The organism is Bacillus sp. SRL337 (genome assembly GCF_984799155.1).
In genome coordinates, this window is the sequence record NZ_OZ481793.1 from 4,421,601 (window position 1) to 4,436,036 (window position 14,436).

Below are 14,436 nucleotides of genomic sequence, written 5' to 3' on the forward strand. Positions count from 1 at the left end.
ATGTATGGTCATGGACAAGCAATTATAACTAGGTTTGGAGAAAAATTGCTGGGATGGACTTTAGTACTTTAAAGCAACGGGGGACAGTCCCCCGTTGCTTTAAAGGGCTAAAGTATGGGCATAAAAAAAAAGCTCTGTGGCTACAGAGCTTCTTTCATTTATGCATTCAGATCAGAAATGATTTGTTGGTTTGTTGTTACGTCTAACTCTTCTTCAACTTCTTTTACGCGTTCGATGTCTGCTCCCAGGGCTTCCAACTTCTTGTGGAAGTCAACATAGCCGCGATCCAAGTGCTGGAGTTCCGTTACACGTGTATATCCGTCTGCAACAAGTCCTGCGATTGTTAGGGCTGCTGCTGCACGCAGATCGGTCGCACCGACTTCTGCGCCTTGAAGAGAAACAGGTCCGCTGATGATCACGGAGCGCCCTTCAATTTTGATGTCTGCATTCATACGGCGGAATTCTTCGACGTGCATGAAGCGGTTTTCGAATACTGTTTCAGAAATGACACTGGTTCCTTCAGCATGAAGCAGCAATGCCATCATCTGAGCTTGCATATCCGTTGGAAAACCTGGATGAGGCATTGTCTTGATATCGACCGGCTTCAATTTTTCAGGGCCGATGACTCTCAATCCATCTGCTTCCTCAATGATGGTAACACCCATTTCTTCCATCTTCGCTACAAGAGAAGACATGTGCTCTGTTATGGCACCTTTCACAAGGACATCACCTTGAGTGATTGCCGCAGCCACCATGAATGTTCCTGCTTCGATACGATCCGGAATGATATTATGTTCAACCCCATACAGGCGCTCTACACCCTCAATGCGGATTGTGCCTGTACCTGCACCTTTGACGTTTGCTCCCATTTTATTCAGAAAGTTGGCAAGGTCTACAATCTCAGGCTCTTTTGCCACGTTTTCCAGCACAGTGGTACCTTCTGCCAAAACAGCAGCCATCATGATGTTTTCTGTTGCCCCCACACTAGGGAAGTCAAGATACACTTTCGCACCTTTTAATCTGCCGTCAACTTCTGCTTCAATGAAACCGTTGCCGACTTTCACCTTTGCTCCCATGGCTTCAAAGCCTTTAAGGTGCTGGTCGATAGGTCTTGAACCAATCGCACAGCCTCCCGGCAAGGCAACACGGGCACGGCCTGTTCTTCCAAGCAATGATCCCATAACAAGAACTGACGCACGCATTTTGCGTACATATTCAAATGGAGCCTCTACAAATAACTCTCTTGATGCGTCAACCGTAACTTCGTTATTTGAAAAACTGACATCTGTATTTAAATGACGTAATACTTCATTGATAGTATATACATCGGAGAGAGTTGGTACATCCTTAATGACGCTCTTTCCTTCACTAGCTAATAATGTAGCAGCGATCACAGGCAAAACAGCATTCTTAGCACCTTCTGCTTTTACAGTACCGTTAAGTCTCTGGCCGCCGCGGACGATGATTTTTTCCAAGAGTATTCCCCTCCGCGTCCAATTTCTCTATATTAATATTCAATCGTAAGGATGGGTGTGCCAATGACAAAGGTTGTCTGTGCGCCCATTCCCTGTTTCCTGAGGCCTAGTTGCAAATTCATGTTATTATGTTCCGTTGGCACTTTTTGTTCGAATTTATTAGAAAAAGCTGATATCGAATAAAAGTTGTTCTCTTTCAATGATTCCAATTCATCTGCCTCTAATATTGAAAGCAGCTTGTTTGCGTGCTTGGATAAAACTCCGTCAAGTGTATCACTGAATTCGCCTTTTATACAAGAGAATAGTAATGGTTTCCCGATGAAAAGATTTTCCAACTTAGGAAAATAATGGTCTTGAATGGATTGTTGTGTAGTATGATTCCAGTTGCTTCCGCGGAATTCGTATATCAAATATGACTGGTAGTGATTGTCGGTCTCTGTCATTACCATCTTGATAATCTCTACCCCCGACTCATGCCGGACTAAACCTTTTATTTCATGCTCTTCATTTTTCTGGTTATATTCCCATTCAAATTCCGGGTTCTCTTTTTGCATAGTTTCTGCGTAGGTTGTAAAACCTTTATCCGTGGGGAAATTTAGGTTTTCCCTTGCATATAGAGACCATTCAGTAATACGTCCATCCGTCTGTTCAACAGCTTCTGCAAGCTTTTCTATATCTAAAGGCTGATTGGATGCAATTGTGTATTTCCCGCCGATGATGACCATCAAACAAATCCCCATTATTGCCGGCAATAATACCTTGTATCTTTTCATGTTCTCTCCCCCTTATTCACAGTGTTTCCTGTAAAGGGTGGAACATACTTGGGAATTGTCGTCATCTTTTTACATATTCTCAAGGCGTTAGTTCATTGGTGTTCTATATATTTTAGACTCATCTTTGAAGTTTGTGCCAAAACTCTGTCATAGGCTTTAATATTGGGCTTGATTGAGCTTTGTGAAAAGAAACACACAATAGAAATCATACTCAATCACTCGCTGTTTTACCACAGTACAACGACCTATTTTTTTACAGAATGGTGACAGTTTGCAAAATGAACGGCAGTTGCTGTGCCCACATCAGATAATCCAGGAAAAAGTTCCCGACCAGGGATCCCAAGGCAATTGACATCAGGATAAACAAGAGTCTCGCCTGGAATATACGGCTGGCCCGTAAGAACTTATCAAAATTCAAGGCCTGGAGCGCCCAAAAGCTGATCGCTATGAACACTAAGTGAACCAGCATATTAATAATTGCCTGCTGACCGAATCCTTCTAGCATGAATGAAATCTCCTTTAATCCAACTATGTAAAATCCAGCGCAAAAATACCCTAAATTTCGACATACACCTTATTGTAGCACATGTCTTATGCTTATGAACCAATTTTACAAATATTTCACTGGAACTTTAATACTGTAAAGGATGTGGGGACAGTCCCCTACTCCTTTACAGTGTTAAAGTGACAGAGAACTGATGTAGATATGGGACTATAGTATTTGCTTTAGCGCTTTAAAGTAACCGGGGACTGTCCCCCGCTGCTTTAGAGTGGTAAAGTGGTATGCGACAATGAAAAACGCCTTTCCCGGCTGGGAAAGGCGTTGGTGTTATTGTTTAGAAATTGCGATCGTGGACGTTGATTCGGTTCATCGCACGACGCAGTGCAAGTTCAGCGCGGCGGAAGTCGATGTCTTCCTTGCTCGCGTTCAAGCGGCTTTCTGCACGATTTTTTGCTTGTTTGGCACGTTCAACATCGATCACTTCCGATCTTTCTGCTGATTGCGCCAGAATTGTCACTTGTTCAGGGCGGACTTCCAAGAAGCCGCCGCTGACAGCTACAAGCTCAGTGACGTTGCCATTTTTCAAACGAACGGCACCGATTTGCAATGGAGCAACCATTGGAATATGTCCTGGAAGGATTCCAAGCTCACCGCTTTGAGCTTTGGTGCTTACCATTTCCACTTCAGATTCGTACACTGGGCCATCGGGAGTGACAATATTGACCTTTAATGTCTTCATTTTATTCCCTCCTGGTCCCTGATTATACTTCTACACCCATCTCTTTTGCTGCTTTCAGTACGTCGCTCATCGGACCTACAAGACGGAATGCATCTTCTGGAATGTGGTCGTATTTACCTTCAAGGATTTCTTTGAAATCTTGAACCGTATCTTTAACTTGAACATATGAACCCTTTTGGCCAGTGAACTGCTCAGCCACGTGGAAGTTTTGAGACAAGAAGAATTGAACACGGCGGGCGCGTGAAACAATCAATTTATCTTCATCTGAAAGTTCATCCATACCAAGGATTGCAATGATATCTTGAAGTTCTTTGTAACGCTGTAGAGTTTGCTGAACTTGACGTGCAACATTGTAGTGTTCTTCTCCAACAATTTCAGGAGAAAGGGCACGTGAAGTCGAAGCAAGTGGATCCACGGCTGGGTAGATACCCATCTCAGAAAGTTTACGCTCAAGGTTTGTTGTTGCATCCAAGTGAGCGAAGGTCGTTGCTGGTGCTGGATCCGTATAGTCATCGGCAGGTACATAGATCGCTTGGATCGATGTTACAGAACCTACGTTTGTAGATGTGATACGTTCCTGCAATTGACCCATATCCGTTGCAAGTGTCGGCTGGTAACCAACCGCAGAAGGCATACGGCCAAGAAGGGCGGAAACCTCAGAACCTGCTTGAGTGAAACGGAAGATGTTGTCAACGAACAGAAGAACGTCCTGTCCTTGCTCGTCACGGAAATATTCAGCCATTGTCAAACCAGTCAGGGCAACACGCATACGCGCTCCCGGCGGCTCGTTCATCTGACCGAATACCATTGCTGTTTTCTTGATAACGCCAGAATCACTCATCTCGTGGAAGAGGTCATTCCCTTCACGAGTACGCTCACCTACACCTGCGAATACAGAAAGTCCGCCGTGCTCTTGGGCGATATTATTGATAAGCTCCTGGATTAGTACGGTTTTACCTACACCGGCTCCACCGAAAAGACCGATCTTACCACCTTTGATATAAGGAGCAAGCAAGTCTACAACTTTGATACCTGTTTCAAGGATTTCAACCTCTGTAGAAAGTTGATCGAATTTAGGCGCTTCCCTGTGAATTGGATCACGGCGCGCACTGCTGTCGATTTCTTCATCAAGGTCAATCGTTTCACCAAGTACGTTGAATACACGTCCAAGAGTAACGTCACCAACTGGAACAGAGATAGGAGCTCCAGTATCTGCTACTTCGATTCCGCGAGTCAATCCATCAGTGGAATCCATCGCGATCGTACGGACTGTATCATCACCTAGGTGAAGGGCAACTTCTAGTGTTAAATCGATGCCTTTAGCATCGGCTTTCGCTTCTTGTTTAACAACAAGAGCGTTAAAGATATCAGGCAGTTGACCGCTTTCGAACTTAACGTCAACAACCGGACCCATTACTTGAAGAACGTGTCCTTTGTTCATCTTTTTCCCTCCTATCTAGCTTTTGACGACAATTATAAGAAATGGCTGGGCAGGATATGCTCCAGCCGCTATAAATTTTATTCTAATGCTGCTGCTCCACCGACGATCTCAGTGATTTCCTGAGTGATGGCAGCCTGGCGGGCACGGTTGTAAGAAAGTGATAAGCTGTTGATCAATTCCTTCGCGTTATCCGTTGCAGACTTCATCGCTGACATACGGGCAGCATGCTCACTGGCTTTACCGTCAAGCAATGCACCGTAGATCAGGCTCTCAGCATACTGTGGAAGCAGTACTTCTAAAATATCTTCTGCAGAAGGCTCGAACTCATAAGATGTCATTTTTGCTGAAGTATCAAGATCTGTCAAAGGCAGAACTTTCTTTTCCGTAACATCCTGCTGAATGGCACTGACATAATGGTTGTAGTATAAGTACAGCTCATCATACACACCATCAGAGAACATGCCTACTGCTTTATTTGCGATATCCTTGATATCAGAGAAACTCGGCTGATCCGGGATTCCAGTGATTCCTTCAATGACATTGTAGTCGCGTTTCTGGAAGAAATCTCTGCCCATACGGCCGATTGCGATTATAGCAAATTCATCATTGGATGAATGACGTTCTTTGATTTGGTTATGGACAAGTCGTATAACATTACTGTTATATGCTCCCGCTAAACCGCGGTCAGACGTGATGACCAAGTAGCCGGTTTTCTTAACGGGGCGGGAGACTAGCATCGGATGGGATGCGTCTGTGCTTCCTAGGGCGATAGAAGAAACTACCTCCTGGATCTTTTCCATATAAGGAACGAAGGCTTTTGCATTCGTTTCAGCACGGGCCATCTTTGATGCAGAAACCATTTGCATGGCTTTAGTTATTTGACTCGTCTTTTTCGTAGAAGTTATACGAGATTTAATGTCGCGTAACGATGCCACTGGTTCTCACCACCCTTTTTATTGTTCAGACCTTACCTCATACACGAGGGCAGGACCGTTGAGCATCTCTCTCAGGTGGCCTGCCTTGTGGATTATTGGTAGTTACTTATTCAGACTTGGCAAAAGTTTTCTTGAATTCGCTGATCGCTGCTTTCATTGCATCGTCTTCAGGAAGACCTTTTGTTGTGCGAATATGGTCTAACAATTCAGTATGGTTGCGATCTAACCAGCTAAGGAATTCATCCTCGAAGCGGCGGATATCCCCAACAGGAATATCATCCAGGTGACCTTTCGTCAACGCATATAGAATCATAACCTGCTTTTCAACTTTTATCGGTTTGTTTAGATCCTGCTTCAGTACTTCTACAGTACGGGCACCACGGTTAAGTTTCGCTTGTGTTGCTTTATCAAGATCAGAACCAAATTGAGCGAATGCTTCAAGTTCACGGTATGCTGCAAGATCAAGACGCAATGTACCGGATACTTTTTTCATTGCTTTGATTTGTGCAGATCCACCTACACGGGATACAGAAAGACCGGCGTTGATCGCTGGACGGACACCAGAGAAGAACAAGTCAGACTGAAGGAAGATCTGTCCATCTGTGATGGAGATAACGTTTGTCGGGATGTAAGCAGAGATGTCGCCTGCCTGTGTCTCAACGAACGGTAGTGCAGTGATTGAGCCCGCACCTTTCGCATCACTTAGTTTAGCTGCACGCTCGAGCAAACGGCTGTGCAAGTAGAATACGTCACCAGGGAACGCTTCACGGCCTGGAGGACGGCGTAGTAATAGTGAAAGTTCACGATATGCTGCTGCTTGCTTGGAAAGGTCATCATACACGACAAGAACGTGCTTGCCGTTGAACATGAATTCCTCACCCATTGTTACGCCTGCGTATGGAGCAAGGAATAACATAGGAGCAGGCTGTGAAGCAGATGCTGTGACAACGATTGTGTAATCAAGCGCACCATGCTTACGAAGAGTTTCTACAGCGTTACGTACTGTAGATTCTTTTTGCCCGATAGCTACATATATACATACCATGTCTTGATCTCTTTGGTTAAGGATCGTATCGATAGCAACAGATGTTTTACCTGTCTGACGGTCACCGATGATCAACTCACGCTGTCCGCGGCCGATTGGCACAAGGGCATCGATCGCTTTGATACCAGTTTGAAGCGGCTCATGAACAGATTTACGGTCCATTACACCAGTTGCTTTGCTTTCGATTGGACGAGTTTTTGTTGCATTGATAGGGCCAAGACCATCTACTGGTTGTCCAAGTGAGTTAACAACGCGGCCGATAAGTTCTTCACCTACAGGCACCTCCATGATACGTCCAGTACGGCGAACTTCATCGCCTTCACGGATATCACTGTAAGGTCCGAGGATTACGATACCTACGTTATTTTCTTCAAGGTTCTGTGCCATACCCATGACACCGTTTGAAAACTCAACAAGCTCTCCAGCCATGACGTTGTCGAGGCCATGAGCACGTGCGATACCGTCCCCAATCTGGATTACCGTACCTACGTCGCTTACTTTCATTTCTGACTGATAGTTTTCAATTTGCTTTTTTATCAGCGCACTGATTTCTTCAGCTTTGATGCTCATGAATTTCACCCCTCTATGGTTACATTGGATTTTTCAGGGTACCTCTATAAAAGAGGATCCCTTTTATCAGTTATGCAGGAACGGTGGAAACCGCCTGGCTTATTTACGGATTAATTCACGCTCAAGGCGCTCTAATTTACCTTTAAGGCTTCCATCGAAAATACGGTTGCCGATTCTCAGCTTCAAGCCTCCGAGAAGGCCAGGGTCCGTGATGTTCTCGATGCGCAATGAACTTTTTCCGACTTTTTTCGCAAAAGAAGCAGACAATGCCGCTTTCTCTGCTTCATCCAAAGGACGGACAGAGTATACTTTTGCTTCAGCGATTCCGCGCTCGTCATTTGCAAGGCCGATATAAGCATCAATAAGTGCTGTAATCTGGTTTGCGCGGTGACGGTCAACAAGAAGCATCAGGGTATTCATTACATATGGTGAAGCAGATGAAAACGCTTCTTTAAGGATTTCTTTTTTCTTCTCCGTAGTGATTCTCGGAGTTTCCAAAAGGATGCCTAATTCTTTGTTTTCTTCAAATACTGTTCTGACTACGCGAAGCTCCACTTCAATTGATTCTAACTGGTCATGTTCTTTGGCAATCTCGAAAAGAGCTATCGCATAGCGTTTTGCTACTGCAATATTACTCATCGCCATCCCCTGCCTCTTGAATATAATCACTGATCAATTTCTGCTGGTCTTCTACGCTCAATTCTTTCTCGATCACTTTAGATGCGATGAGGACAGATAACGAAGATACCTGTTCACGCAACGCAGCGACTGCTTGTTCTTTCTGTGTTTCGATCTCACGCTTCGCCGCTTCTTTCAGGCGTTCACCTTCAGCACGGGCTGTCGTGATGATTTCTTCACGCTGCTGCTCGCCTTGCTTCTTGGAGTTCTCGATCATAGTTTGTGCTTCTTGACGAGCTTCCTTTAAAAGCTGGCGCTGTTCTTCAAGCAAGTTGTTTGCTTCAGTACGGCTTTCTTCAGCCGCATTGATTTCACTTGCGATATGGTCTTCACGTTCTTTCATAATCCCCATGAGTGGACCCCATGCGAATTTTTTAAGCAACGCTAGCAAAATGATGAACATGGCAAGCTGGAACAAGATGTCTCCACCGTTGAAATCAGCTGCACCAAGGACAAATGCGTTTGTTAGCACGCGATATCACTCCCTTCAAGAGACATAGCTTCTCTTTTAGATCCGCTTTTTAACTTATAAAGTAATGCTTTATCCACAAAACTTGTGTTTGAAGTCATGAACATAAAGGAATGGCGAAGGTTCTCAAGGAATGATCTTCGCCATTTTGGAACGAGTGTAACTTCCGATTATTGACCTTGTACCATGAACGCGATAACAACGGCGATGATAGGAATCGCCTCAACTAGTGCTACCCCGATGAACATTGTTGTTTGAAGCATACCACGTGCTTCTGGCTGACGTGCAATACCTTCAACTGTACGAGATACGATAAGACCGTTACCGATACCGGCACCAAGTGCTGCCAAACCGATTGCGATTGCTGCTGCTAATAGACCCATTATTAAGTTCCTCCTTAAATGTATGAAAAATATTTTTTTCTTAAATAGGGTTTTTGTTCATAAATGAACAGGTATATATTAATGGTCTGCACTCACTTTGTGAGAAATATAGACCATTGATAACATTACGAAGATAAATGATTGGATTGCACCAACAAATATCGAGAAACCTTGCCATGCCAGCATCGGTAATACTGCCGCAAGAGTTCCGCCTACGCCTGTGGCTAGGCTTCCTGCCAGTAATGTAAGCAGGATCTCACCAGCGTAGATGTTTCCGTAAAGACGAAGACCCAATGTGAGGGTGTTTGCAAATTCCTCAATAACTTTCAGCGGGAACAAGAACCACATAGGTTTAAAGAAATCTTTTCCGTATTCACCGAAACCTTTCATTCTCACACCGTAATAGTGTGATAGACCCACAACGAGCACCGCCATCGTTAATGCGATGGTAGGATCAGCTGTCGGTGATTTCCACCAGAGTTCGTGATCGATGACCACTGAGAATGGAAGACCTAACATGTTAGATACAAAGATGTACATAATCAATGTTATACCGAGGATATGGAACCTTCCTCCGGTTTTCCAGTCCATATTGCTTTTGATGATATTTTTGACGAAGTCCATGATCCATTCCATGAAATTTTGAATACCAGTTGGTTTCATGGCCATTCGCCGGGTTGATACAACGGCAAGCAGGAACACTATCGCACTTGCTACTGTGATCATTAATACATTTGCCAAGTTAAAGGTTAGTCCCAGAAACTCAGCAGTAGGATTTTCATGATGCAATGAAATTCACCTCTCTTCCCCGCTATTTATGAAGTTGAAGCTGCTGAATCAAATAATCTATCATAATGACAAGATAGGATGTCATTAATCCAATAACAACGCTCAGAAGATGAAATGTGTCCGGGTATTCCATCGCAACGATCACTGCGAAAGCCGCGCCGGCCATGCGTGAAAACGTTCCCAAAGAACGAACTTTTTCTCCTGCCAGGACCTTATCCCCGAATCTGACTGTCCTTTTGACCATGACCCAGTGATTGAACAAGCTGATGCCAGTCCCGAGTATGAGTCCGAGGAAGACTGATTGATAGTCTGTGAATCCCCAGCCAAGAACATAGATAGAGAGCAGGAAGAGTATGTACTTGCGATGTCTGATGAACATCTGTTGAATTTCCGGCATATTAGTCTCCTGAAAAGTAAGTACGGACTGTACGGAGCATTGCATATATTCCTGTTGCTAGTCCAAGGAGTAGTCCGATTACTAAAAAAAGTGGTGCGGTATCCAGGTAGCTGTCGAGCCATCTTCCTCCGAAGATACCAATCAGCATGGATCCGACAAGTTGCGAGAGAATGGCTGTGTATAAAGCCATGGCTTGTAACGGGCGTCTATTACGTTGACGCATAGGCATCCCTACATTTCCGGGGATTTGCGGTAAATCTTTTACACTGGCAAAGCTAGAATAAAAGACCTTATTGAATATGGTGATGGTTGTGAAAACCCTATCATTTCATATCCTTTGTAAGCATACAATAGGGTAGAAATGATGTCAATGAGTTAGAGTGAAAAAGTTCACAACCTTGCCACGCGTTCCTGAATTGTTCACAAAATCATCAAATTTGTGAAAAAACACTGAATTCATGTGACTATTTCATTATATAGGAATAGGATGAATGTTTTAAAGAATAAGTTGGATTGTAAAAAATTCCACTTATGCTGTTCGGTGGAAGATTTAGCGGAGGATTGCCTGTTCCAGGATCCTTAGTGATAAAAAATTTCATAAAAATAATTAACTGTTATCGCATAGATTCCCCATAGGTGCTACAAGTTCTCACACTCACCAGGGAGAGTAGTTCTTTTCTTTCCCAAATAAAATGGAAGCAGATTGCCTACTTCCATTACCGGTACCATTCTATCAAGTTCTTCTGATAATCCTCCTCACCGCTTTCCCTTACAAATGCGACGGCGTAGAAAGGCTTCCCTTTTATATAAGAAGGAAGTTTTATTTGGTTGCTGTTCATTCCGTGGCCAGCCTGGCGTCTTTGTTCCAGGATCGTTAGCAGCTGCATGGTTTCCTGATCATATAGCGCGAGTGTGAACTCTTCCGCACCGCCTGGCAGATAGGCTTCGTATCGCAGCGTATCGGGAGCATCACCCGGGACAGCAGCGAATCCCATGATCCGGGGGTAATCCGGTGTACCTGCTGCAATGAGATAGGGAAGTGAATATTCATTGCTCCCTTCTTCAAGTAAGAGCCTTCCTTCCCACAGAGCATGTTCTTCCGGGAGTTTTTTTACGATTGCCCGCACTGTTACGATTTTTTCCTCACCAGGCTTTAAGTCGAAGCTTAAAGGCAGTTCCCAGCGCAGGGGAGTTCTGGACTCAGCAGGTTTTAACGAATAGGTTTTTGTTTCGTTTCCTTTATTGATGATCGTCAGCTGCTTTTCTAGAAACTTTTTCTTTTTGCCTTCAAGTACGCCCATGGAAATGGTTGATGGAAAGACGAAGGTCTCCAGTCCCAGGGCCTTATCCACTTGTATCCTCCCCGCCCCCTGTTCATATACCTTGTAGGGAACGCCTTTTTCGTTTGTGATTTCTTTCGAGGTCAGCATGAGGGCCGTTTTAAGTTCTTCAGCTCCCCAATCCGGATGCGCCTGTTTTAAAATCGCTGCGGCTCCGCTTACATGGGGAGCAGCCATGCTGGTTCCTTGCAGGGACATATATCCATCGGGAATCGTGCTTTTGATGTCCACCCCCGGCGCAGTCAAGTCCGGCTTGATCGACCAGTTCACAGTGACAGGACCTTTTGAACTGAAGGGGGCGAGCTTATCCTGCTCCATTTTAATACTGATGGAAATAGGCTTTTTGGTCTTCAAGAGTTTCTTCCCGTCTTCCATGGAGACCACAGCGCCAGGGATCCCTTTCTCTGCCTGGATCATCGCGGCAAACAGATCCTTCGTATTGTTGTAGAGGATCACCCCTCTGGCCCCAGCTTTTTCGGCGTTATCGATTTTTTCGTCAAACGTAAAATGGCCTCTTTGGATGACTGCTATTTTGCCGAAGCTGCCTTGCAATTCTTCAGGGGAGCCCAGTCCCCCATCGAATATATCTATATTTCTTTTTTGCCTCCACCTTTCTGTCTTAGCTATAGAAAGAAGAGGGATTTTTTCTTTCCCTATGGAGAGGTAAGGAACTTCTGTTGGAGGGGTTGAAGCTCCTACAGCCAATGCTTTTGCAGAAGTAGCGGGTGTGCCGATCGTCCAGTCCCCCGGTCCGGAGTTTCCGCTTGCCACAACAGGAAGGATCCCTTTTTCAGCTACCTTGTCCAATGCTTTACTCAAGGGCAGATCCGGTCCGTTTACTTCACTTCCCAGAGAAAGATTGATAATGTCGACTTTATCTTTGATGGCGGCTTCAATGGCAGCAAGGACCTGGTCTGTCGATCCACGGCCGCCTGGACCGAGGGCACGGTATATATACAGGTCAGCATTGGGCGCCATTCCCTGGAGAGAGCCGTTGGCACCGATGATCCCTGCGACATGGGTTCCATGGATGGTTGAATAGCCTTGTGCAGACTGGGTTTCCATCGGTTCTTCATCACCGTCGACAACATCCTTTCCTCCTTTGAAGTTGCGTGCAAGATCGCGGTGATGGAGGTCCATTCCGGTGTCAATGATTCCAACCTTCACTCCTTCCCCGGTAAGACGTCGTTCGTTTTCATCGAAGTACCCCCTGGTCTTTTCGGCTCCAACGAACGGGATGGACGTGTCTCTTTTGATTGTGTAGGTTTGTGCTTTTGAGGTAGTGATGGGTTTTGTTTCGGGATGGGAGGCAATGAAGTCTGCTAGTTCTGCTTTCCGACCCTGGATGGAGTAACCGCTTATGACTTCAGAGAAGGTATATCTTAACTTGATGCCGTGATGCTTCTTTAGCTCTTTTGTTATTTCGGCGGACTGGACAGGTTCTGCCGTCTCGATGATCAGGATCTCCTGTTGGTTTGGATTTTCTTTTAGCGGCGGCATCTTGAAATTCTGTGCTTCAACCGGCTGGGAAATGAATAAAAATAGAATGAGGACGATTAATTTCCGCATTTCGCTGCTCCCTCCTTTTCCCGTTAGCTTATCTCGCGGGTGGGGAAGGTATGCATGGCGGTGGGATTGGAGGTTGGAGAATGTGTGCGCTTTAGCGCTTTAAAGCAGCCGGGGACAGTCCCCGGTTGCTTTAAAGCACTAAAGAAGCCCGCCTCTAGGCGAGCTTCTTAGGTTATTATTGAGGTTCGAAGGATAATGGCCTTTCTTCAAGCTCATTGAAGTAGTAACGGATGGCTTCTGTGATTCTTAAGGAAGCGTAACCGTCACCATACGGGTTGGCCGCTTTGGACATTTTTTCATAAGCTGATGGGTCTGTTAATAATTCTTTGGCCAAAATATAGATGTCCTCTTCTTCTATACCGGCAAGTTTAAGTGTTCCTGCCGCGATTCCTTCAGGTCTTTCGGTCGTATCCCGAAGTACCAGAACCGGCACTCCAAGAGATGGAGCTTCTTCCTGGACTCCGCCTGAATCAGTTAGGATAAGATGGGAACGGGAAGCGAAGTTATGAAAATCTATAACATCAAGGGGTTCAATCAAATGAATTCTTGGATCATTACCCAATACCTCCTCAGCCACTTCACGAACAGCAGGGTTAAGATGCACCGGGTACACAACCTGAACATCATCATGCTCTTCCACCAGACGCTTGATGGCACGGAACATGTTTCTCATCGGCTGACCAAGATTTTCACGGCGGTGGGCAGTCAATAAGATCAACCTGTCATCTCCCACTTTGTCCAGTACTTCGTGAGAGTACTCCCCTTTTACAGTGGTTCTAAGTGCATCGATTGCTGTATTACCCGTAATAAAGATGCTGTCCTCCTTTTTATTTTCGTTTAAAAGATTCTGCGCTGACTTCTCTGTAGGTGAAAAATGCAAATCTGCCATTATTCCAGTTAATTGACGGTTCATCTCTTCAGGGAACGGAGAATATTTATTCCACGTACGAAGGCCCGCTTCAACATGTCCAACTGCAATTTGATTGTAGAACGCAGCAAGGCTGGCGATAAAGGTTGTCGTTGTGTCACCATGGACAAGTACAATATCCGGCTTGACTTCTTTCATTACTTTATCGAGACCTTCTAGGCCCCGTGTCGTTACATCTACAAGAGTCTGCCTGTCCTTCATAATGTTCAAATCATGGTCTGGGTTCACACCAAATATTTCAAGCACCTGGTCCAGCATTTGGCGGTGCTGTGCAGTCACTGCTACCACGGTTTCAAATTGCTCTGGATATTTTTTAAGTTCCAGTACGAGAGGGGCCATCTTAATTGCCTCAGGTCTTGTACCAAAGATCGTCATTACTTTTATCGGCTTTTTCATAATTTCA

Annotated in this window: 15 protein-coding genes; all 15 read right to left on the bottom strand. The window is 45.0% G+C overall.

Going from position 1 to position 14,436, the window contains the following annotated elements:
* Positions 1-158 precede the first annotated feature (158 nt).
* Positions 159-1,475 carry a UDP-N-acetylglucosamine 1-carboxyvinyltransferase gene (gene murA, locus AC4E8A_RS22135; RefSeq protein ID WP_490195959.1) on the bottom strand — a complete coding sequence of 439 codons (1,317 nt, stop codon included), beginning with the start codon at positions 1,473-1,475 and terminating at the stop codon, positions 159-161.
* Between the two features lie 32 nt (positions 1,476-1,507).
* Positions 1,508-2,248, bottom strand: coding sequence for a YwmB family TATA-box binding protein (locus tag AC4E8A_RS22140; RefSeq protein WP_490195960.1), 741 nt, complete (start codon positions 2,246-2,248; stop codon positions 1,508-1,510).
* Positions 2,249-2,501: 253 nt separating this feature from the next.
* The gene (locus AC4E8A_RS22145) at positions 2,502-2,753 is read right to left on the bottom strand and encodes a DUF1146 family protein (protein ID WP_490195961.1); all 252 of its coding nucleotides are present in this window, start codon (positions 2,751-2,753) and stop codon (positions 2,502-2,504) included.
* 331 nt (positions 2,754-3,084) lie between these two features.
* Positions 3,085-3,489, bottom strand: coding sequence for a F0F1 ATP synthase subunit epsilon (locus AC4E8A_RS22150; RefSeq protein WP_490195962.1), 405 nt, complete (start codon positions 3,487-3,489; stop codon positions 3,085-3,087).
* Between the two features lie 22 nt (positions 3,490-3,511).
* The gene (gene atpD, locus AC4E8A_RS22155) at positions 3,512-4,930 is read right to left on the bottom strand and encodes a F0F1 ATP synthase subunit beta (protein ID WP_490195963.1); all 1,419 of its coding nucleotides are present in this window, start codon (positions 4,928-4,930) and stop codon (positions 3,512-3,514) included.
* Between the two features lie 77 nt (positions 4,931-5,007).
* Positions 5,008-5,865, bottom strand: a complete 858-nt coding sequence (locus AC4E8A_RS22160; protein WP_490195964.1) for a F0F1 ATP synthase subunit gamma — start codon at positions 5,863-5,865, stop codon at positions 5,008-5,010.
* A 106-nt stretch (positions 5,866-5,971) separates the two neighbouring features.
* Positions 5,972-7,480 carry a F0F1 ATP synthase subunit alpha gene (gene atpA / locus AC4E8A_RS22165; RefSeq protein WP_490195965.1) on the bottom strand — a complete coding sequence of 503 codons (1,509 nt, stop codon included), beginning with the start codon at positions 7,478-7,480 and terminating at the stop codon, positions 5,972-5,974.
* A gap of 99 nt (positions 7,481-7,579) precedes the next feature.
* Positions 7,580-8,119, bottom strand: a complete 540-nt coding sequence (locus AC4E8A_RS22170) for a F0F1 ATP synthase subunit delta (RefSeq protein WP_490195966.1) — start codon at positions 8,117-8,119, stop codon at positions 7,580-7,582.
* Complete coding sequence (locus tag AC4E8A_RS22175; protein WP_490195967.1) at positions 8,112-8,630, bottom strand: F0F1 ATP synthase subunit B; 519 nt, start codon at positions 8,628-8,630, stop codon at positions 8,112-8,114. Before AC4E8A_RS22175 ends, AC4E8A_RS22170 begins: the two co-directional genes overlap by 8 nt.
* A gap of 167 nt (positions 8,631-8,797) precedes the next feature.
* Entirely contained in the window at positions 8,798-9,010 is a 213-nt protein-coding gene (gene atpE / locus AC4E8A_RS22180; protein ID WP_006838507.1) for a F0F1 ATP synthase subunit C, read from the bottom strand.
* A gap of 78 nt (positions 9,011-9,088) precedes the next feature.
* A complete protein-coding gene (gene atpB / locus AC4E8A_RS22185) occupies positions 9,089-9,799 on the bottom strand; it encodes a F0F1 ATP synthase subunit A (RefSeq protein WP_490195968.1) in 711 nt (236 codons plus the stop codon).
* 22 nt (positions 9,800-9,821) lie between these two features.
* Entirely contained in the window at positions 9,822-10,196 is a 375-nt protein-coding gene (locus AC4E8A_RS22190) for an ATP synthase subunit I (protein ID WP_490195970.1), read from the bottom strand.
* A gap of 1 nt (position 10,197) precedes the next feature.
* Entirely contained in the window at positions 10,198-10,419 is a 222-nt protein-coding gene (locus AC4E8A_RS22195) for an AtpZ/AtpI family protein (RefSeq protein WP_421382075.1), read from the bottom strand.
* Between the two features lie 493 nt (positions 10,420-10,912).
* The gene (locus tag AC4E8A_RS22200) at positions 10,913-13,105 is read right to left on the bottom strand and encodes a S8 family serine peptidase (RefSeq protein WP_490195971.1); all 2,193 of its coding nucleotides are present in this window, start codon (positions 13,103-13,105) and stop codon (positions 10,913-10,915) included.
* Between the two features lie 175 nt (positions 13,106-13,280).
* On the bottom strand, positions 13,281-14,429 hold the full coding sequence (gene wecB, locus AC4E8A_RS22205; protein WP_490195972.1) for a non-hydrolyzing UDP-N-acetylglucosamine 2-epimerase: 1,149 nt from the start codon (positions 14,427-14,429) through the stop codon (positions 13,281-13,283).
* Positions 14,430-14,436 lie beyond the last annotated feature (7 nt).

Excerpts from the sequence above, each read along its gene's own strand:
- AC4E8A_RS22140 (WP_490195960.1), bottom strand. The coding sequence starts at position 2,248 with ATGAAAAGATACAAGGTATTATTGCCGGCAATAATGGGGATTTGTTTG.
- AC4E8A_RS22145 (WP_490195961.1), bottom strand. The coding sequence starts at position 2,753 with ATGCTAGAAGGATTCGGTCAGCAGGCAATTATTAATATGCTGGTTCAC.
- AC4E8A_RS22150 (WP_490195962.1), bottom strand. The coding sequence starts at position 3,489 with ATGAAGACATTAAAGGTCAATATTGTCACTCCCGATGGCCCAGTGTAC.
- atpD (WP_490195963.1), bottom strand. The coding sequence starts at position 4,930 with ATGAACAAAGGACACGTTCTTCAAGTAATGGGTCCGGTTGTTGACGTT.
- atpA (WP_490195965.1), bottom strand. The coding sequence starts at position 7,480 with ATGAGCATCAAAGCTGAAGAAATCAGTGCGCTGATAAAAAAGCAAATT.
- AC4E8A_RS22170 (WP_490195966.1), bottom strand. The coding sequence starts at position 8,119 with ATGAGTAATATTGCAGTAGCAAAACGCTATGCGATAGCTCTTTTCGAG.
- atpE (WP_006838507.1), bottom strand. The coding sequence starts at position 9,010 with ATGGGTCTATTAGCAGCAGCAATCGCAATCGGTTTGGCAGCACTTGGT.
- AC4E8A_RS22190 (WP_490195970.1), bottom strand. The coding sequence starts at position 10,196 with ATGCCGGAAATTCAACAGATGTTCATCAGACATCGCAAGTACATACTC.
- AC4E8A_RS22195 (WP_421382075.1), bottom strand. The coding sequence starts at position 10,419 with ATGCGTCAACGTAATAGACGCCCGTTACAAGCCATGGCTTTATACACA.
- AC4E8A_RS22200 (WP_490195971.1), bottom strand. The coding sequence starts at position 13,105 with ATGCGGAAATTAATCGTCCTCATTCTATTTTTATTCATTTCCCAGCCG.
- wecB (WP_490195972.1), bottom strand. The coding sequence starts at position 14,429 with ATGAAAAAGCCGATAAAAGTAATGACGATCTTTGGTACAAGACCTGAG.